Origin of the sequence: Iodobacter fluviatilis (genome assembly GCF_004194535.1) — a bacterium.
GTDB lineage: Bacteria > Pseudomonadota > Gammaproteobacteria > Burkholderiales > Chitinibacteraceae > Iodobacter > Iodobacter fluviatilis_A.
This window is the reverse complement of record NZ_CP025781.1, coordinates 956,766-975,722: the sequence shown is the minus strand read 5'-3', so window position 1 is coordinate 975,722 and position 18,957 is coordinate 956,766. Positions and strand designations below refer to the sequence as shown.

General features: G+C 47.9%; 16 protein-coding genes, 2 tRNA genes and 1 pseudogene. 17 read left to right on the top strand and 2 right to left on the bottom strand.

The annotated features are described in order from the left end of the window. Nucleotides 1-452 precede the first annotated feature (452 nt). The 10 genes from C1H71_RS04230 (at nucleotide 453) to C1H71_RS04185 (ending at nucleotide 8,371) form a co-directional block, all read left to right on the top strand. Nucleotides 453-529 (top strand) — tRNA-Val (locus C1H71_RS04230). Nucleotides 530-764: 235 nt separating this feature from the next. Then, nucleotides 765-2,669, top strand: coding sequence for a threonine--tRNA ligase (gene thrS, locus C1H71_RS04225; protein ID WP_130105456.1), 1,905 nt, complete (start codon nucleotides 765-767; stop codon nucleotides 2,667-2,669). Between the two features lie 42 nt (nucleotides 2,670-2,711). Further along, the gene (infC, locus tag C1H71_RS04220) at nucleotides 2,712-3,245 is read left to right on the top strand and encodes a translation initiation factor IF-3 (RefSeq protein WP_374704451.1); all 534 of its coding nucleotides are present in this window, start codon (nucleotides 2,712-2,714) and stop codon (nucleotides 3,243-3,245) included. A 165-nt stretch (nucleotides 3,246-3,410) separates the two neighbouring features. Next, complete coding sequence (rpmI, locus tag C1H71_RS04215; protein ID WP_046352269.1) at nucleotides 3,411-3,608, top strand: 50S ribosomal protein L35; 198 nt, start codon at nucleotides 3,411-3,413, stop codon at nucleotides 3,606-3,608. A gap of 16 nt (nucleotides 3,609-3,624) precedes the next feature. Next, nucleotides 3,625-3,984, top strand: coding sequence for a 50S ribosomal protein L20 (gene rplT / locus C1H71_RS04210; protein WP_130105454.1), 360 nt, complete (start codon nucleotides 3,625-3,627; stop codon nucleotides 3,982-3,984). Between the two features lie 141 nt (nucleotides 3,985-4,125). After that, nucleotides 4,126-5,112, top strand: coding sequence for a phenylalanine--tRNA ligase subunit alpha (gene pheS / locus C1H71_RS04205; RefSeq protein ID WP_130105453.1), 987 nt, complete (start codon nucleotides 4,126-4,128; stop codon nucleotides 5,110-5,112). Between the two features lie 111 nt (nucleotides 5,113-5,223). Beyond that, entirely contained in the window at nucleotides 5,224-7,578 is a 2,355-nt protein-coding gene (pheT, locus tag C1H71_RS04200) for a phenylalanine--tRNA ligase subunit beta (protein WP_130105452.1), read from the top strand. 28 nt (nucleotides 7,579-7,606) lie between these two features. Beyond that, on the top strand, nucleotides 7,607-7,924 hold the full coding sequence (locus tag C1H71_RS04195) for an integration host factor subunit alpha (protein ID WP_046352592.1): 318 nt from the start codon (nucleotides 7,607-7,609) through the stop codon (nucleotides 7,922-7,924). Then, nucleotides 7,890-8,255, top strand: a complete 366-nt coding sequence (locus C1H71_RS04190; protein WP_130105451.1) for a MerR family transcriptional regulator — start codon at nucleotides 7,890-7,892, stop codon at nucleotides 8,253-8,255. Before C1H71_RS04195 ends, C1H71_RS04190 begins: the two co-directional genes overlap by 35 nt. Nucleotides 8,256-8,294: 39 nt before the next feature. Continuing rightward, nucleotides 8,295-8,371, top strand: a tRNA-Pro gene (locus tag C1H71_RS04185). A gap of 109 nt (nucleotides 8,372-8,480) precedes the next feature. On the opposite strand, the pseudogene C1H71_RS04180 reads toward C1H71_RS04185, so the two are convergent. Next, nucleotides 8,481-8,789, bottom strand: a pseudogene (locus C1H71_RS04180) (transposase); the annotation flags it as partial. 165 nt (nucleotides 8,790-8,954) lie between these two features. Next, nucleotides 8,955-10,901, bottom strand: coding sequence for an NAD(P)-binding protein (locus tag C1H71_RS04175; RefSeq protein WP_130105450.1), 1,947 nt, complete (start codon nucleotides 10,899-10,901; stop codon nucleotides 8,955-8,957). A 452-nt stretch (nucleotides 10,902-11,353) separates the two neighbouring features. Here C1H71_RS04175 and C1H71_RS20595 point away from each other — a divergent pair, with 452 nt between their 5' ends. From C1H71_RS20595 to C1H71_RS04145, 7 genes are all read left to right on the top strand, one after another. Next, the gene (locus C1H71_RS20595; protein WP_188053581.1) at nucleotides 11,354-11,530 is read left to right on the top strand and encodes a hypothetical protein; all 177 of its coding nucleotides are present in this window, start codon (nucleotides 11,354-11,356) and stop codon (nucleotides 11,528-11,530) included. A gap of 126 nt (nucleotides 11,531-11,656) precedes the next feature. Beyond that, the gene (locus C1H71_RS04170; protein ID WP_130105449.1) at nucleotides 11,657-14,305 is read left to right on the top strand and encodes a type VI secretion system Vgr family protein; all 2,649 of its coding nucleotides are present in this window, start codon (nucleotides 11,657-11,659) and stop codon (nucleotides 14,303-14,305) included. A 6-nt stretch (nucleotides 14,306-14,311) separates the two neighbouring features. After that, nucleotides 14,312-15,166, top strand: coding sequence for a DUF4123 domain-containing protein (locus tag C1H71_RS04165; protein WP_130105448.1), 855 nt, complete (start codon nucleotides 14,312-14,314; stop codon nucleotides 15,164-15,166). A 51-nt stretch (nucleotides 15,167-15,217) separates the two neighbouring features. Next, nucleotides 15,218-15,811 carry a DUF3304 domain-containing protein gene (locus tag C1H71_RS04160; protein ID WP_130105447.1) on the top strand — a complete coding sequence of 198 codons (594 nt, stop codon included), beginning with the start codon at nucleotides 15,218-15,220 and terminating at the stop codon, nucleotides 15,809-15,811. Continuing rightward, complete coding sequence (locus C1H71_RS04155) at nucleotides 15,808-16,401, top strand: DUF3304 domain-containing protein (RefSeq protein WP_130105446.1); 594 nt, start codon at nucleotides 15,808-15,810, stop codon at nucleotides 16,399-16,401. Before C1H71_RS04160 ends, C1H71_RS04155 begins: the two co-directional genes overlap by 4 nt. Further along, nucleotides 16,398-16,991, top strand: coding sequence for a DUF3304 domain-containing protein (locus C1H71_RS04150; RefSeq protein ID WP_130105445.1), 594 nt, complete (start codon nucleotides 16,398-16,400; stop codon nucleotides 16,989-16,991). Before C1H71_RS04155 ends, C1H71_RS04150 begins: the two co-directional genes overlap by 4 nt. Then, entirely contained in the window at nucleotides 16,988-18,880 is a 1,893-nt protein-coding gene (locus tag C1H71_RS04145) for a T6SS phospholipase effector Tle1-like catalytic domain-containing protein (RefSeq protein ID WP_130105444.1), read from the top strand. Before C1H71_RS04150 ends, C1H71_RS04145 begins: the two co-directional genes overlap by 4 nt. The last annotated feature ends 77 nt before the right edge of the window (nucleotides 18,881-18,957 follow it).

Genomic DNA, 18,957 nt, shown 5'->3' with positions numbered 1-18,957 from the left:
ACTCAGACATAAAAAACATTCCTAAAGGTATGGTTTTTTGCCTGATTATTTTTTTAAGGAGAGACGTGTTTGAAACGACTTACATTGCTTTTTTATTTAGTAAGCTGTGTGAATAATAACAAATAAAATTGGCGCGTCTAGATGTTATGAGCATAAATTATTAATTTGTCTCTCTTTTGCAGCAGTCTTATCGAGTACGTGCCTATAAAACGGCATATTTACAGAGCCAATTGAGCGGGTGTAATGATTTGAATTAATGTAATAATTTTTAAAGTGGAGCGTTTTTGTGGGATGGCTTACTTAGGCTGCATGTTGTGTGACGGGCTATCGTTGTTTTAAGTGGGCGTGGATGCGGCTGCTAAAATATTTAATTTTCGCTTGTGTGGTGCACAAAATTAATCTAGAATCCGCTCTCTCTGATCTTGCTGAACAAGCAAATTAGTTAAAGCGCTAGGGTTGTAGCTCAGTTGGTTAGAGCGTTTGGTCGACATCCAAGAGGTCGTGAGTTCGAATCTCACCAACCCTACCAAAAAATTCATAAGGTGTGATTTGTAGTGTTCAAGTCATGCTTACATAAGATGGAGTTAAGCCCCATGAATCGAACTAGCACCACTGCAGAGTAACTCTGGCGGCGTGTGCGTGGGGCTTGATTTATAAAAAGTGCGGCGTAAGCCGCACTTTTTTTTCGTTCATTTTTTACGGCTTCTGTTACTCTTTTAGAAAGTATTTCAACCCCTCTCTTAACGCGCAGCACAGGACAAACTATGCCTATCGTGACCCTGCCAGACGGCTCTGAACGACAATTCGACGCCCCGCTTACCGTGGGTGATGTAGCTGCAAGTATCGGTGCGGGTCTTGCGCGCGCTGCTTTGGCAGGGAAGGTGGATGGCACCTTGGTCGATACCAGTTACTTGATCGATAAAGACGTTCAGCTTGCTATTATTACTGATAAAGATGGCGATGGTTTAGAAGTGATTCGTCACTCTACAGCGCATTTGCTGGCTCATGCGGTCAAGCTGCTGTTCCCTGATGTTCAAGTCACAATCGGCCCTGTGATTGAAAATGGCTTCTATTACGACTTTGCTTATAAGCGCCCATTTACTCCAGAAGATTTGCTCGTAATCGAAAAGAAAATGAGCGAATTGGCCAAGAAAGATATTCCTGTTGAGCGTTATGAGTTATCTCGTGATGACGCGGTGGCTTACTTTAAGTCCATAGGCGAGGCTTATAAGGCTGAAATTATCGAGTCAATTCCTGCCGATCAAGCGCTGAGCTTGTATCGTGAAGGAGATTTCACTGATCTTTGCCGTGGTCCTCATGTGCCATCTACGGGCAAGTTGAAAGTATTTAAATTAATGAAAGTGGCTGGCGCTTACTGGCGTGGTGATAGCAAAAATGAAATGCTGACTCGCATTTATGGCACTGCTTGGGCTAAAAAAGACGAGTTAGAACAGTACTTGCATATGTTGGAAGAGTCAGAAAAGCGTGATCACCGTAAAATTGGTAAGCAGCTTGATTTATTTCATATGCAAGAAGAAGCGCCTGGTATGGTGTTCTGGCACCCTAAGGGTTGGGCGCTGTGGCAGACGATTGAACAATATATGCGTAAGAAGCTTGATCAGCACGGCTATCAGGAGATTCGCACCCCGATGGTGATGGATCGTTCCTTGTGGGAGAAATCCGGCCACTGGGAGAACTATCACGATGCAATGTTTACTACCGAGTCGGAAAAACGTGATTACGCGGTAAAACCAATGAATTGTCCAGGGCATATTCAAGTCTTTAATCAAGGCTTGCGCTCTTACCGCGATTTGCCTCTGCGTTTCTCTGAGTTTGGTTCTTGCCATCGTAATGAGCCATCAGGTTCATTACACGGTATTATGCGCGTGCGTGGCTTTGTGCAAGATGATGCGCATATTTTCTGTACAGAAGACCAAGTTCAGTCGGAAGCCGCATCATTTATTGATTTGCTGCAAGAGGTGTATGCTGACTTTGGCTTTAATGAAATTTTGGTGAAGCTTTCCACTCGTCCGGAAAAACGTGTTGGCACAGAAGAAAGCTGGGATCATGCCGAGGCTGCATTGGCCGCTGCACTGGATTCTAAAGGTTTGGCTTTTGAGTACCAGCCAGGCGAAGGCGCATTTTATGGCCCTAAAATTGAATTTTCATTAAAAGATTGTCTCGGTCGAGTGTGGCAATGTGGTACTTTACAGATCGATCCAAATTTACCGGAACGTTTAGGCGCTGAGTATGTTGGGATTGATAACGCAAAACATCGTCCTTTGATGCTGCACCGCGCAGTATTGGGCTCAATGGAGCGTTTTATTGGTATTCTGATCGAAAATCATGCCGGTGCTTTCCCTGTTTGGCTTGCTCCAACGCAGCTTGTGGTCTTAAATATTTCCGATGCACAGCGTGAATATGCCGTAGAAGTGACCGAAAAACTCAAGTCTCTTGGTTTTAGAGTTCAAGCGGACTTGAGAAATGAGAAGATTACCTATAAAATTCGGGAACATAGCCTGCAACGTCTACCTTATCAGCTAATTATTGGTGATAAAGAGAAAGAGGCAGGCCTAGTGGCCGTGCGAAGCCGTTCTGGTGAAGACTTGGGGCAGTTAACGATTGAAGCGCTCGTTGAGCGTCTAAAATCAGAAATGCCACAGCTTTAACTCATGGCCATCGCACGGTTTTGATTTTGAACGACTTGGAGAATCACAATAGCTTCTCAGGATAAAGAACCACGGATTAACGGTGAAATCACCGCCCGTGAGTTACGTTTGCAGGGTGTGGATGGCGAGCAGCTTGGTATCGTCAGCCTTTCAGAGGCTTTGGCTTTGGCCGAAGAGGCCAATGTTGATCTGGTGGAAATCGCACCAACAGCACAGCCGCCAGTTTGCCGCATTATGGATTACGGCAAATTTAAATATCAGGACTCGAAAAAGAAACACGCCGCCAAGCAGAACCAGAAGCAGGTCCAGGTCAAGGAAATTAAATTCCGTCCAGGCACGGACGAGAACGATTACCAGATCAAACTGCGTAATCTGACTCGATTCCTTGCCGATGGTGATAAAGCGAAGATTACTTTGCGTTTCCGTGGTCGTGAAATGGCTCACCAAGAAATCGGTATGGCTCAGCTGAAACGTGTTGAAGCTGATCTGGGCGATTTGGTTGTGGTTGAGCAGTATCCGCGTCTGGAAGGGCGTCAGATGGTGATGATGTTGGCTCCTAAAAAGAAAGCCATCTAACTATTTGCAAAAATGACCGGGCTAGCGGCTGCGTCTGGCAAGGTTGATTGTTTGTTTAAAGTCAGCCAGCAGCCGTAATAAAAACGTGGTGGCAGGTATTAAGTGCAAAGCGGGCAACCGCTATGGCGCCTGTCGCCCTATCTAACTCAGTAGTAGGAGTTCATCATGCCTAAGATGAAGACCAAGAGCGGCGCTAAAAAGCGCTTCAAGGTTCTCGGTGGTGGTGGCGTTAAGCGTAGTCACGCTTTCAAGCGTCACATCTTGACCAAGAAAACCACTAAGACTAAGCGCCAGCTGCGCGGTACAAGCATGGTCGATCCGTCGAACATGCCTTCTGTCCGTGCAATGTTGCCCTACGCATAACTAAAGGAAAAGACTCATGCCTCGCGTTAAACGTGGTGTTACAGCTCGTGCCCGTCATAAGAAAATCATCGCTCTGGCCAAAGGCTATCGTGGTCGTCGTAAAAATGTCTATCGTGTAGCCAAACAGGCTGTCATGAAGGCAGGTCAATACGCTTACCGTGACCGTCGTCAGAAAAAACGTCAGTTCCGTCGCCTATGGATTGCGCGTATTAACGCTGCATCCCGTGAGTGCGGCTTGGCCTACAGCCGTTTCATGAACGGTCTGAAGAAAGCTGGTATTGAAGTTGACCGTAAGGTTCTCGCTGATATGGCTATTTTTGATAAACCGGCTTTTGCCCAGTTTGTTGAAGTAGCTAAGGCGAAACTAGCCGCCTAATCGGCTGGTCGACAAGAGGGGGAGGCTTCTGGCCTCCCTTTTTTATTCCTTTGGTTTAACCAAGGGGCTGCTTTTACCTGACTGCTTTCGTTTAAGTTATTAGGTTGAGCAAAACAATTTGCCTGAGATTGCCGCAAGATCATGGTTGATAATGTACAAGCGATTCTGGAAAAAGGCCTGGCTGCATTAAATGCAACCAATGACCCGAACGAACTTGAAAATGCCAAGGCGCAATTTATTGGCAAGCAGGGCGAGATTTCTGCGCTCTTAAAACAGTTAGCTACCTTGCCACCTGAAGAAAAAAAATCTTTTGGTGCAATCGTTAATCAGGCTAAGCAAGCATTTGAAGCGTCGCTTAATGCTCGCAGAGAATCCATTGCCCAAGATAAGCTGGCTAAGCAATTAGCGGCTGAAGCGCTGGATATTACCTTGCCCGGCCGTGGGCTGGCTGGTGGTGGATTGCACCCAGTAACACTGGTGCGTCAGCGTATTGAAACGCTATTTCATTCTATGGGTTTCGCTGTTGCTGATGGCCCTGAAATCGAAACAGATTTTTATAATTTTGAAGCCTTGAATCTGCCGCCGGATCATCCTGCCCGCGGTATGCAAGATACCTTCTATGTAGAAGGTGGCGAAGTATTGCGCACGCATACTTCCCCGATTCAAGCGCGTTACATGGAAAGCCATGAGCCGCCGATTAAAATTATCGCACCAGGCCGTGTTTACCGTGTTGATTCTGATGCAACGCATTCACCGATGTTCCATCAAATGGAAGGTTTGTGGGTTGATCAAGACGTTTCATTTGCCGATTTAAAAAGTGTGATTGTAAGCTTTTTGCGTCAGTTCTTTGAGCGTGATGATCTGGAAGTGCGCTTTCGCCCCTCTTTCTTTCCTTTTACCGAGCCTTCGGCTGAGATCGACGTAAAGTGGTCTAAAGGCTGGATGGAAGTGGGTGGGTGCGGCATGGTGCACCCTAATGTGCTGAAAAATGTGGGCATCGATAGCGAGAAATTCACAGGCTTTGCTTTTGGTATTGGCCTAGATCGTTTTGCAATGTTGTATTACGGCGTAAATGACTTGCGCCTCTTCTTCGAGAACGATATTTCCTTCCTCGAGCAGTTCAAGTAATTGGCACGTGGTGTTTAAAAAAGGAGTGCAGCTAAAGCGTAAAGCTTGCTTTAGCTGACTTGGCTTTTTCTAGCGGATGTTTAATTCTCCGCGTGTTCGTAGGTGCGAGTGATGAAATTTTCTGAACAGTGGTTGCGTAGCTGGGTTAACCCAGCACTAAATTCTGAACAACTGGCGCATTTATTAACAATGGCCGGTTTAGAAGTGGAAGAAAATGACCCTGCAGCGCCTGAGTTTACTCAAGTGTTTGTGGCAGAGGTGCTGTCTGTTACTAAGCATGAAAATGCAGACAAACTGAATGTTTGTAGCGTGAATATTGGTGAGGCTGAACCGCTGCAAATTGTATGTGGCGCACCTAATGTGGCCCCTGGTATTAAAGTACCTTGCGCCCGGGTTGGCGCAGCTTTACCTGGCGATTTTAATATCAAAAAAGCCAAGGTTCGCGGCGTTGAATCCTTTGGCATGCTGTGCTCTGGCGATGAATTAGGCATGCCAAGCGATGTAGATGGCTTGATGATTTTGCCTAGTGATGCGCCTATTGGCATGTCGATCCGCGAATATTTACAGCTTGATGATCGCTTGCTGACTTTAAAGCTCACGCCAAACCGCACTGATTGTCTTTCGATTAAAGGGATTGCGCGAGAAGTGGCTGCTTTAACGGATACCGTGCTTAATCCGGTTGAAATTAAAGCTGTCGCACCGACGTGTAACGATGTGATGGCCGTATCGCTGAACGCGGGCGTTGCATGCCCACGTTATGCTGGACGTGTGATCAAAAATGTAAACCAAGCTGCTGTAACTCCAGATTGGATGAAGCAACGCTTAGAGCGTTCGGGCTTACGCTCGATCTCGGCGATTGTTGATGTAACCAATTATGTGTTGTTAGAGCTGGGCCAGCCTATGCATGCTTTTGATGCTGAGAAGCTAGAAGGTGGTATTCAGGCTCGCTTTGCTCAGCCAGGCGAACAAATTACACTGCTAAATGAAAAAGAGCTAACGCTTGAAGCAGACATGCTGGTGATTGCAGATAGCGTGAAGCCTTTAGCGCTGGCTGGCATCATGGGCGGTTTAGAATCTGCTGTGGTGGCTGGTACGCGCCATATCTTTTTAGAGTCGGCCTTCTTTGCACCTAGTGTAATTACTGGGCGATCACGCCGTGTTGGTTTTAGCTCAGATAGCTCGCATCGTTTTGAGCGAGGTATTGATTTTGCCAATGTGCTGAATGCACTTGAGCGTGCTAGCCAGCTGATTATTGAAATTTGCGGCGGTGAAGCCGGCCCAGTTACAGAAGCGGTGGCGGAGCTGCCGGTTCGCCCTGCTGTGGGATTGCGCGTATCACGCGTGGCCAAGGTGTTGGGTGTCTCTTTATCCGCTGACGAAATTCTCGCGCTACTGGCTCGTTTGGGCTTGCCAACGTCCGTTGCAGGCGATGTCATTACCGTGACTCCGCCATCGTTCCGTTTCGATATTGTGATTGAAGAAGATTTAATCGAAGAAATTGCTCGTCTATTTGGCTACGACAATATTCCAGTTGCACCATCTGCATCACGTCAAGTGATCTTGCCCCTGCCGGGTAATGCTCGGGCAGCTTCTGCTTTGAAAAATTTAATGGTTTCTCGTGATTATTTCGAAGCGATTAGCTACGCCTTTGTTGAAGAAAAATGTGAAGCAGATTTTGCGGGTAATAGCACCCCAATTAAGTTGCAAAACCCAATTTCTAGTCAAATGAGTGTGATGCGTTCTAGTCTATTTGGCGGCTTAATCTCAGCCTTGCAAGGCAATATTAAGCGCAAGCAAGAGCGTGTGCGCCTGTTTGAAATGGCTCGTGTATTTTATGGTAAGGATCCAAGCGCCCAGCCAGAAAAACTAGCCGGGTTAGCTTGGGGGCATCGCACGGCCGAGCAGTGGGCTAGCGCTAAGCAGCAGATTGATTTTTATGATGTAAAGGCCGACGTAGAAGCATTGTTTGCTCCGCGCCAAGCAGAGTTCCGCCGAGCCGATCATCCAGCCCTACATCCTGGCCGCGCTGCCGAAGTGTTATTAAACGGTGTCGTGGTTGGTGTAATTGGCGAGCTGCATCCTAAATGGGTGCAATCGTACGATTTAGGCACAGCGCCCGTCTTGTTTGAATTGGATGTAGCTGCGCTTGTAAGCGTTGAACCGCTTACGGCGAAGCCTGTATCCAAGCTACAAGTAGTTCGCCGTGACCTTGCCTTACTGGTTGATGAATGCTTGTCGGTGGCAACACTACAAGCTGCATTCGCCAATCTGAAAAACCCGCTCCTCATAGCATCAGAAGTGTTCGATGTCTACCGTGGAAAAGGTGTTCCAGAAGGTAAAAAAAGCCTTGCTTTCAAGATGTTAATGCAAGATACTCACAAAACTCTTACTGATGAGGAAGTCGACGCCGTCGTCGCGGATATGCTCCGTGCGGCCGAAGTAAACGGTGCGACGTTGAGAGTCTAATGCTAATGCAGTACACCCCCCTACTATGATGACTCTTACTAAAGCTGACTTGGCTGATATGTTGTTTGACAAGGTTGGCTTAAATAAGCGTGAAGCGAAAGACATGGTCGAAGCCTTCTTCGAGGAAATCCGCACGTCCCTTTCTGAGGGCGATTCGGTAAAACTCTCCGGCTTTGGCAATTTTCAGCTCAGAGACAAGCCACAGCGTCCTGGGCGTAATCCTAAAACAGGCGAAGAAATCCCCATCTCCGCACGACGCGTGGTTACTTTCCACGCCAGTCAAAAGCTGAAGGGAATGGTCGAAAGTCACTATGCAAAGCACCAGCCTCGTCATACCGACCAGTGATCTACCCTCTATCCCAGCAAAACGCTACTTCACCATCGGTGAAGTTAGCGAGCTCTGTGGTGTAAAGCCGCATGTGCTGCGTTACTGGGAGCAGGAATTCACGCAATTAAAGCCTGTAAAACGGCGCGGCAATCGTCGCTACTATCAGCACCATGAAGTGCTGCTAGTGCGGCGGATCCGCTCCCTACTTTACGAACAAGGCTTTACCATCAGCGGTGCCCGCAACCAACTATCAGCGCTTCGAGGAGATGCTGATGGCGCGGAAGAGGGAACTACAGTGACAGAATTGCGTCATGAATTAGAAGAATTACTTGCGTGGTTGGATAACTAGCCAGGCAGTGGGCCGTAAGATATAATACGTGCCTGAGTTCGGAATGTGGCGCAGCTTGGTAGCGCACTTGCATGGGGTGCAAGGGGTCGGAGGTTCGAATCCTCTCATTCCGACCAATAGTATCAAAGACTTAGCCTCGCTTATGCGGGGCTTTTTCTTTGTGGTGTACCGGATTTTGTACGGATGGAGTTTTATTTTTATGTGACAACCACACATACAAAATATTCTTACTTTCCACATGGGCTCGCTTTCGCCCAGCATCTTGATACCCGTACTGTCGACCAATCATTGCAAGCCGCTCATGCTTTTTTTGTGCCGATATGACGACCTTAAGACGTTTTTTCGTCGGCAGATCGTGCGGGAGTCAGGCACTTTCCAATCTACACTGGCGAGTTGAAGTAAGCTTTCTACAAAGCCTGTTGTTTGGCGTAGTGGCAGATTAAATAGGCACTTGATAGTTAAGCAAAACTGAATGGCCGCATCGCTAAATTTAGCTTGCTATCCCCTTATTCCTGTTAAGAGTGCATGCCATTGCGCGATTTAAGTGCCGCGTGACAGGCGCTCCAATGTGTGGGATTTGCTCGGTTCAGGTTTGCTCATGCGTTTATTCTTACGCAGCTTAATAGATAAAATCACCCGCCAATCATATAAGCGGGGAGTTTATCGGCCTGAGCAAACTTCCCAAATGCTATTCAATTTTTAGATTTTGGTGACCTTCTTTTTGAGCGCCGATCCTTGTTTCATGGTGGCCAGCTCGTTGACTGCGCGCCAGGCTTGATCGATGGCGGAGTGGGCGTAGGGGCTCCAGGCAGAGTCGGAGTTGGCGATGGTGATGTTGCCGATCGGCTGACGGCCCAGCTCCATCCATTTCTCACTTTGCACCTCATCATCAAACAGGGTGTTGGTGGCGTAGGAGTAGCCGTGGGACCAACGGTTCACCGTGATAGCAAGGATATCCTGCTCATGGTTAAAGCCTGCGCCGCCCAACATTCCTTGCAGCTGTTCGCGGATCATCTGCTCGTGCTGCTCAAAAGGCATGCCGAGGATTGTGGCGCGCCCCATGCGGGATTGCTCGCGTGCGGATAGGCCGGTATTGGGCAGGGTGGGCACATACACCATGTGCAGGCAGATGGGCTGATCTGGGTTTTTAGGATGCTCGTAGCCACCGAGGTTCACAGGGTAGTCTAGCTTGACTCGGCTGTAAGGGGCCGTCGGTGAATAGATTTCATGTACCCCGAGCTTAACGAAGGCTTGCCAGTTTTTGATCACCACATTGGCGTAGACCAGCGGTGCCTTCACATTTTGGCGTAGCGCTTCCTTCTGAGGCTCTGGTAGCTCGGGTACGATGTGGGGGATCATCATATTGTAACCGGCCATGATCGATTGCTTGGCCCGCACCCGATAAAGTTTGCCCTCCTTGATGTAGGTAACTTCGACCCCTTTGCTTTTATCCGCGTGGTGAATGTTTTTTGCCTGCAGCGCTGCGCTACCAAGGCGCAACCTTACTTTGTGCTTAGGCTGGTCGAGTTGGCTGTAGTCAAACTTGGCTAACACCACATCCTGCATGGTGTGGCCGGGGGCTACCTGCGGGATTAGCTTGCGCACCATTAGGCGTGTCAGCCCCGCATTACCATCTGGTAAGTGAAAGATGTAAGGATCGTCCAGCTCTGCTTGTTCTTCAGCATCAAGGGGTGTCAGATTCATGCCGCCAAAACCTGGCAGATCACAGAGCCGTGCATCAGAGCAAGCGGTGGCATCGATACCAACCGCTTGGAAGTCACTGGTGCGCTGCTGGAAGTAAGCGATCGCTTGCTTACTCAGGCCCACCTTGTCACGCAAAAAAGTGGTGTAGCTATTGCGGGTCACCCATAGGTCTTTTTCTTTCTGAGTCATGCCGCTCAAGTAATCGGTTTTATCTTCATGTAGCGCTAGCAAAGCGGCCTTGTCGGCATCATTTAACGGGAAGTCGCCGATAAACGCGGCCAGCGAGCGGCCGTTGAGGCGATCGCGCGGGATGTCATCGGCCACGCTGTGGCTAGGATCGCCGCTTACTATCTTGTTTACGCCAAAGTGTTTCTCATCGAAATATACGCCGCGACTCAAGCCCAGATCTGGGTAGAAGGTCTGCTGGAAGCCCTTAGCCAGCTCATCGATATTCACTTCAAGCGCCTTAAGCAGGCCTAGTGCCACTGGGCTAAAGACCGAGCGCGGGGATTGCAGGGATTCACTGCCGCCGTAGCCCAGTAGCAAGCCATCTGGGGTGCTGAACTCGTTGCGCTTGGCGTGGCCGCCGAAATCATCGTGGTTATCGAGTAGCAGGATTTTTTTATCAGCGCCCAGTAATTGCTGATAAAAGCAGGCGGCCGCTAGGCCACTAATCCCAGCGCCTACGATGACTAAATCATACTCACCTTCAAGCGGGGCGGCCTTGAAGTTGTATTGCTTGCCGCCGAGGGCGATGCTGTGTGCCGGCTCAAAAGAACCGGGGTGGTTGCCGCGCAGGCCAGTGAGGGCGGGCGGGTAGTTTAGCGTTTTGTGGGCCAGCGCATTGCCGCCTTGTGCCGCCTGCAGCAGGCTAATGGGGGCAACACCCGCCGCAATTGCTATGGCTACGCCGTTAAGAAAGTCTCTGCGTGTGATACTCATGGCAGTCCTTGTTGTATGAAGAGTTGAATAAGTAAATGGGAAGTGCTTGGCTTTGTTATGAAGAGGCAAGCTAACGCCATATCCAAGTGAAATGAGATTGATAATAACTTATTCATCGATATGAGGTACCCTCAGGCTTTAACAGCTGTTGTATAAAATGCTTATGGCAGAATCTGATTCTTTGCCTACCCCATATTTAATTTAGAATTACATCTGCGTATCTATTTTAAAATGACTTAGAATGCAAAACGCCAGAGCCATTTGTTGTGTCCGCTGTATTTGCTTATTTAACGTGATTGATTGCTGTAATTGGGAAAAAATCGGTATTGAAGTTTATTTCTCTTTGCAAGCAGGCTGTGTGGTGCGCAGCCTGTATTAAATCATCGAATGGCGTGGCAAATTTAACAGAATCAGGTTTGATCCTGCCCCTGAATATATGAGTGACCTATTAAATGAGTTGGGCAGAACAAATTCGATTGAATTGGCCTATATTCAACCCAGCAATCAGCAGCAATATGCCTATATTGAGCGCTGTAAGCCACATCCTAGCTGGTGATGATTTTGCAATGATTGCTAAAGTACAAGAAACCACAACGCAATGGTTCTGGACTTACAATAACGAGCTTTGATACATTATTTTACTTACATAGTGTGATCAATCAAGTTAGTAAATATAGATAAATAAGGTGAATTACAAAACAGGCGGTTTAAAGCTTAGTGTAATATTAGCGATCGTCATACATCGTTGATTTATCATGAATCTTAGTGATCTGCTTGCCTCATTCGCCGCTGCCTTTAATCAAGATCAGCGCCTTATCTCTCTTCAATTAGGCGATGGTGCAGCTTGGGGCCAGCAGCTCTTACCCCAGCGCGTAACCGGTAGTGAGGGGATTTGCCAAGCGTATCGCTATCAGATCGATTGTTTGTCCCCCGACGGTGCGCTTGAACTTAAATCGCTGCTTGGCTTGCCGATTGTTTTGTCTATCGCAAATGCCAATGGCGATGCGATTGAGCGTTGCGGGGTGGTGAGTCAGGTGCAATTATTAGGCTCTGACGGAGGCTTCGCTCAATATTCCCTCACCGTAGAGCCGCCTTTTGCCTTGCTCAGACACCGCCGCACTTCACGAGTGTTTCAGGATTTATCCCCAGTCGATATTGTGAAACAGGTACTGGCCGAGCATCAGGCTAAAAATCCTGTGTTTGCCTCCGTGCAAACGCTGGATTTCAAGCTATCAGGCGAATATCCACCGCGCTCATACTGCTTACAGTATCGCGAAGACGATTTTGCGTTTTTATGCCGATTAATGAAGGAAAGTGGACTTACATGGCGCTTTCAGTTCTTGGCTGGAGACTCGCCCCAAGTGCAGCTGGTGGTGTTTGATGATGTATTCTCCATCCCCGAAGCTTTAGAGCCCATTGCTCGCTTTCACAGATCATCAGCAACGGAAAAAAGTGATTCTCTTACCCAATGGAATACCCAGCGGCAAATTGGCAGCAGCTCAGTTTCCCTTGCCAGCTACGACTATAAAGCGACCAGTACCAGCCACAGTTCAAGTGAAAGCGCGATTGATCAGGGAGATGGCGGGCAGCAAATCCAAGCCAGCCTAGAATATTACGATCCGCAAACGCATTACTACGCCAGCGATGTAGACCAGTTCAACAACGATGCCAAGCTGCGCCAAGATGCAATGGATGCGCAAAAGAAATCGTTTACCGGCTCTGGTACATTACGCAGCTTACAAGCCGGGCAATGGTTCCGCTTAGAAGATCACCCTGCGCACGAGTGGGATAACGCGGAGCAGCGAGAGTTCGCCATCACCGAGCTTAAATTCACCGCAAACAATAATTTTCCGGTGGATCTAACCCGTGCATTACTCCAAGCTGCGCCTAGCCTGCTTGCCACTTCCGCCAAAGATAACGCGCCTTACCAAGCGGACTTCACCGCGCAAAGACGCGGCCAGCCTGTGCTTAGCCATCTGGGGGAGCAAGAATTTACCAAGCCCACCAGCCTAGGCTTACAAACCGCCACGGTAGTTGGCCCCGCCGGATCAGAGGTGCATACGGATGAGCACGGCCGGATAAAAATTCAATGGCATTGGCAACGTACTGCCGAACACCCTGAATTTGGCGCAAATATGGATGACAAATCATCCTGCTGGGTTCGCGTCGCCTATCCATCAGCAGGCGCGGGCTTTGGGCATCAGTTTATCCCTAGGGTGGGCCAAGAGGTGACTGTAAGCTTTATAGAGGGCGATATCGACCGCCCAATTGTAACAGGTGTTACCTATAACGGCAGCCATTCAGTGCCCGCGTTCAGCGGTGCTGGCGCTCTGCCTGCCAACAAAACCCTATCCGGCATCAAAACCAAAGAGCATGAAGGTGGCCAGTATGGCGAGCTGTTGTTTGATGATACCAAGGATGAAGTTCGCACTAAATTATCGAGCGAGCACGGTAAAACCCAGCTCAACCTTGGTTATTTAATCCATCCACGTACCGATGGAAAAGGCGAGCCACGCGGCGAAGGCTTTGAGCTGCGCACCGATATGCAAGGCGCAATCCGCGCCAATGGTTTACTGATTAGCACTGAAGCCAAAGGTGGCGCTAGCGGCAAGCAGCTAGACCGCAGCCCCGCCCAAAGCCAGCTTGAATCAGCCCTTTCACTGGCCCAAAGCCTAGGCGAAACGGCCACCCACCAGCTTGCCGACAGCATAGAAACCGGCGACGAAGGCAAAACTGTTGAGGCTGATAACAGCGCAGGCAGCACCGCCAGCACTGGCCATCTTTATCACCACGTACACGCCAGCAAAAGCTTTGAAGCAGGCAGCAATACGGATAAAGACGGCAAAACAAAATCCAAAGATCAAGCAGGTCAGCAGAATATCATCCTGCTGCACGGGGAGGACGGCGTTGCCATCACCAGCCCGCAAAGCCAAACCCTTACCGCAGGCACCAACTTAGATCTGGTCGCGCAGCGTGACACCAATCAAACCTCTGGCCGCCGCTGGATTCACAACGTAGGCCAGCACATCAGCATGTTTGTGGCCGGGGTAAAAGACAAAGTTGCGCTCAAACTGATCGCAGCCAAAGGCAAAATCCAGCTGCAAGCTCAAAATGATGATATTGAAATCACTGCCGATAAAAACGTTAAAATCACCGCCTGCAAAGAAAGCATTATGGTAGTGGCCAAAAACGAAATCTTGATGACCGCTGGTGGCGGCTATATCCGCATAAAAGATGGCAATATCGAGATTCATTGCCCCGGTGCGGTCACGATAAAAGGTGCGAGTCATGAAATGAGCGGGCCAGCAAAAATGAACCCGTCTTTGCATATTTTTCCAGGGGAAGCGTGTATTACTTGCCTATTACGCGCAGCGAAAAATGCGGCCCCTTTTATTCCAAGGTAACTTATTATGCAATTAACTACATTACCTGCTTTTTTATCTGAGCAGCATGAAAGTATTAAATTAGATTTACAAAAGAATAATATCGCTACGCCTATATATGCTCTAATTGATTTAGCAAATACAGATAATCCAAGGCGGTGGCTACGGATTATGTTGGCTGATAAGGGTTATTGCTTGTTTGATGGCACGCCTGAATCAACGGCAAGGACAGAAGCCCCTTGGTTAGTACGTGTAGATCAAAATGAGTTTTTGCTGAATGAAACAATTACGGCTTCTTTATTGGGGGATTGCTGCAGTTGGATTTGCTCTGGATTACCACCAGCAGAGCTGGCACAGCGTTTAAATGCACGATTAGACGTGAAGTTAGAAGGCCAGCTTGCCTTATTGCGCTTTTATGATCCACGCATTTTGCCTAGCTTATTGGCCGTGCTAGCAGCGCCAGTGCAAAGAGATTTTTTAGCGCTGGGGGAGCATTGGTTCTGGTTGGGGCGAGATGGTTTGTTATTTAAGCAGGCAATTGATGAAGATGAGCATGATTTATTAAAATGGCCATTGGCGCTATCTGATAAGCAGCAAGAGCCTTTAATTAAGATGGCCGAAACAGATCAATTGCAGGTGCAATTAGGTGAGCAACTTCCTTCATTGTTTTATCCAATGACTAGAGCTGCTCGGTTTCAATTTGTGCAAATGCAGCGCGATCAGGCTATTCAAAATGGATTCACGCAATTTAATGATCAACTTGATTACTGTGCATTAGCTTTAGCGTGGGGCCCGCACTTTTTTCATGAAGAAAAATGGCAAGCTGTGCTGGCTGAAGGCCGGGTACACACATTGGAATTAGCGATTAAAAATGCAAAATAAGCTTTTCTATACCGTCAATATCATCATTAAAAATAATGCATAAGGGAAGTGATGAGCAATATTAAATATTGCCTAAGCCTGCTCGGGCTAATTCTTGCGGGCTGCAGTAGCTATGCTTCAGAAAGCGTTTCGCTTACCTTGCACGGATATAACTATACCAATCGCTATATCGATAGTTATGAAATTAATGGCCAAGGAGGGGGAAATATGGGTTTAAGCACCTCTACATCAGGTGGGGGAGGAGGTGTTTGCTGCGGGAGCTGGTGGCCGAATAGCCGCTTGCCGATTAAGGTAAAAGTGAAGTGGGTGGGGGATTCTTGTGAATACAAAACAATCAATTCGAGAGGAGAAGTGTTTTATTCAATACGCAATTTCTGGAAAGAGGCCGAAGCCTTGATTACCACGCCACCGCCTGCCGATGCCCGCTATTTAGAAGCGCATATTTATGAAGATGGCCATGTAGAGGCGGCAATAACCAATACCTTTTCACCGCCACGGCTTATTTTGCCTTTTAATGAAAAAACGCAGAGCCGTACAGGGGAGCCCTATGTGGTACCAATGTGCACCGCTGCCCAGTTAATTGACCCAAATGCCTACCCAAGATTGACTGATCGGCAGTTGAAAAATGCAGGGATAAACCCATGATTAAAATCAAACAATGCCTAAGCCTGCTCGGGCTAATTCTTGCGGGCTGCAGTAGCTATGCTTCAGAAAGCGTTTCGCTGACCTTGCACGGATATAACTATACCAATCGCTATATCGATAGTTATGAAATTAATGGCCAGGGAGGGGGGAATATGGGCTTAAGCACCCAGACAGCGGGAGGGAGTAAAAGTACTTGTTGTGGTAGTTGGTGGCCGAATAGCCGCTTGCCGATTAAGGTGCAAGTGAAGTGGGTAGCAAATTCTTGTGAATTTAAAGAGTATTCTTCTACAGGCGAGGTTTTTTCCTCTCTACGAAATTTCTGGAAAGAGGCCGAAGCCCTAATTACCACACCACCGCCTGCCGATGCCCGCTATTTAGAGGCGCATATTTATGAAGATGGCCATGTAGAGGCGGCGATTACCAATACCTATTCGCCGCCACGGCTTATTTTACCTCGTGATGAAAAAACACATAGCCGCACAGGGAAATCCTATGTGGCTCCAATGTGTACTTGGGCACAATTAATCGACCCAAATGCGTACCCAAGATTGACTGACCTGCAATTAAAAGAGAGTGGGGTTACACCATGAGTAAAATCAAACAATGCTTAAGCCTGCTCGGGCTAATTCTTGCTGGCTGCAGTAGCTATGCTTCAGAAAGCATTTCGCTGGCCTTGCACGGATATAACTATACCAATCGCTATATCGATAGTTATGAAATTAATGGCCAGGGAGGGGGGAACCTTTTCCTTAGTACCTCGACTGCAGGAGGAAGTAAAAGTGCTTGTTGTGGTAGTTGGTGGCCGAATAGCCGCTTGCCGATTAAGGTAAAAGTGAAGTGGACAGGGGATTCATGTAAATATAAAACAATCAATTCGAGAGGAGAAGTGTCTTATTCAATACGTCGTTTTTGGAAAGAGGCCGAAGCCTTGATTACCACACCACCGCCTGCCGATGCCCGTTATTTAGAAGCACATATTTATGAAGATGGCCATGTAGAAGCGGCGATTACTAATACCTTTTCACCGCCACGGCTTATTTTACCTTTTGATGAAAATACACAGAGCCGCACGGGGGTGACCTTTGTCTCTCCAATGTGTACCGCTGCTCAGTTAATCGACCCCAATGCATACCCAAGATTGACTGATCGGCAGTTGAAAAATGCAGGGGTAAACCCATGAGTAAAGTACGTAGCCCCTCGCTAAGAATTCAAGCCATCCCCTTGCAGGCCAGTGCAGATTTTGCCAAAGAAGAGGGGGCGGATTCGGTTTCTGCAGCAATCATGCCAGTATTGCCTATGGTGAGCACGCCTACTTTTAAGCCCGCGCAGGGGCTTAAATGCTGTATTACCCTGAATTTGGCGTTTTTCTTTGATGGTACGGGGAATAATGTAGACGCGGATGTGGGGACTTTTGAGCATAGCAATGTAGCCCGCTTATTTCGTGCCCACCCGCTGAGTGATAAGACATTGGGTATGTATGGTTTTTATATTCCTGGCTTAGGTACCTATTTTAGAGATATTAACGACAATGGGGGCGGCACCTTGGGGCTGGCTTTTGGTGGCGGTGGCAGAAAACGTTTGGATTGGGCCGAAGATCAGTTTAAGGCGGTGGTTGACCATACTCAGGAAGAAATCACTGAAATACGCGTGTCATTATTTGGCTTTTCGCGCGGGGCTGCTTTGGCACGGGCTTTTGCGCTGATTTTGGATAAGCTGTGCCCTGGTGGCTTGTATAAATTGCCCAATGGTAAAGATGCGCCATTCACTATTTATTTTATGGGCTTGTTTGATACCGTGGCTGCGGTTGGCTTACCCGCAGGCTCTGGGGTGGAAACCGCCTTGGCGGCTAGCAATGCCACCGCAGCCAAATGGGCTGCGTATGAAAAAAGCTTGGTTTCCCGCAGGGATAACCATAGTAATGGCTTGGCCAAGCTGGCCTTTGGCGAGCCAGGGGCCGATCCTAGCCCTACTTGGGCCGATGGCCATATGGAGTGGGCGAATGATTTGCGTATTCCACTCTCTGGTTTGGTGGCTTATTGCGTGCATATGGTGGCGGCGCATGAGCAAAGGCATTCTTTCCCGAGTGATAGCGTGAGAGTGGGCCAGCATTACCCTAGCAATTGTATTGAAATGGTTTACCCCGGCATGCACTCTGATGTGGGTGGCGGCTATCGCCCTGGTGAAGAAGGTAAAAGCTTGGGTCAAGATGAAATATTGGGGCAGATCCCCCTATTGGCGATGTATCAATTAGCCATAGAAAAGGGCGTGCCCTTAATGAACATGGAAAAGCTAAAAGAAAGTGAGCTGGATAAAGATTTTGATGTGTCACCAGATTTTTTAAAAGCCTATAGCAATTATCAAGCTAAAATTAGCAATAGCACCCTAGGTAGAACGGTGCTTTCACATATGTATTATTATTTTTTATGGCGATTTTTTAGAATAAAAAATTCACGGGCTGCGCAATTAAAAACCAATGAAGATCAAGAAGCCGAGTTTAAAATAGATCACGAAGAATTAGGAAAAAAAGTCGGTGATTTAGAAGGAAAATATAAGCAGGCGCATAAAAAAGCACAAAAATACAGCCGCCCCGTGCAAAACCAACGCAATATGCAGGCCCGTGTAGGCGGAGAAATAGACCCCCAGCTATTGCAAGATGAAGCACAGGCTAATAATGAGCTAGCAATTGCCAAAGACAATTGGCTTAAAGAAAAAGCAAAGCTAGATAGCTTGCCCAGTATTGGCAAAACAGGGGCGAGTTTGCCTATGTATGATCGATTGCTAGTACAAGAAACACAGCAAATTATTAAATTGGCTCAATCAGGCCAAAAATTGCGCCCGCACTATCAAAGCTTATTAAAAGCTTGGCAAGATGCCCAAGAGGGTAAAGGATTAGATGAAACAAAAGATGCCGAGCTGATTGGTTTTTTTGATCACTATATGCACGATTCGCTGGCTGGTTTTGCAACTGATTTAACCCTGCCCTCTGATCCACGCTGCATCTATGTGGGTTTGGATGAAGAGGCAAGGTATGCGGGTTTAATCTCGACCATAAAAACGCGCACGGCGTAAGGCATTGATGGGTCTATTTTTTTAAAGCGGCTTAGGTGGAGTAGGGAAGGGGGCGTGCTGCTGTGCAGCATGCCTCT

Coding starts and splice junctions, on each gene's coding strand:
- thrS (WP_130105456.1), top strand. CDS start 765: ATGCCTATCGTGACCCTGCCAGACGGCTCTGAACGACAATTCGACGCC.
- rpmI (WP_046352269.1), top strand. CDS start 3,411: ATGCCTAAGATGAAGACCAAGAGCGGCGCTAAAAAGCGCTTCAAGGTT.
- rplT (WP_130105454.1), top strand. CDS start 3,625: ATGCCTCGCGTTAAACGTGGTGTTACAGCTCGTGCCCGTCATAAGAAA.
- pheS (WP_130105453.1), top strand. CDS start 4,126: ATGGTTGATAATGTACAAGCGATTCTGGAAAAAGGCCTGGCTGCATTA.
- pheT (WP_130105452.1), top strand. CDS start 5,224: ATGAAATTTTCTGAACAGTGGTTGCGTAGCTGGGTTAACCCAGCACTA.
- C1H71_RS04195 (WP_046352592.1), top strand. CDS start 7,607: ATGACTCTTACTAAAGCTGACTTGGCTGATATGTTGTTTGACAAGGTT.
- C1H71_RS04190 (WP_130105451.1), top strand. CDS start 7,890: ATGCAAAGCACCAGCCTCGTCATACCGACCAGTGATCTACCCTCTATC.
- C1H71_RS04175 (WP_130105450.1), bottom strand. CDS start 10,901: ATGAGTATCACACGCAGAGACTTTCTTAACGGCGTAGCCATAGCAATT.
- C1H71_RS20595 (WP_188053581.1), top strand. CDS start 11,354: ATGAGTTGGGCAGAACAAATTCGATTGAATTGGCCTATATTCAACCCA.
- C1H71_RS04170 (WP_130105449.1), top strand. CDS start 11,657: ATGAATCTTAGTGATCTGCTTGCCTCATTCGCCGCTGCCTTTAATCAA.
- C1H71_RS04165 (WP_130105448.1), top strand. CDS start 14,312: ATGCAATTAACTACATTACCTGCTTTTTTATCTGAGCAGCATGAAAGT.
- C1H71_RS04160 (WP_130105447.1), top strand. CDS start 15,218: ATGAGCAATATTAAATATTGCCTAAGCCTGCTCGGGCTAATTCTTGCG.
- C1H71_RS04155 (WP_130105446.1), top strand. CDS start 15,808: ATGATTAAAATCAAACAATGCCTAAGCCTGCTCGGGCTAATTCTTGCG.
- C1H71_RS04150 (WP_130105445.1), top strand. CDS start 16,398: ATGAGTAAAATCAAACAATGCTTAAGCCTGCTCGGGCTAATTCTTGCT.
- C1H71_RS04145 (WP_130105444.1), top strand. CDS start 16,988: ATGAGTAAAGTACGTAGCCCCTCGCTAAGAATTCAAGCCATCCCCTTG.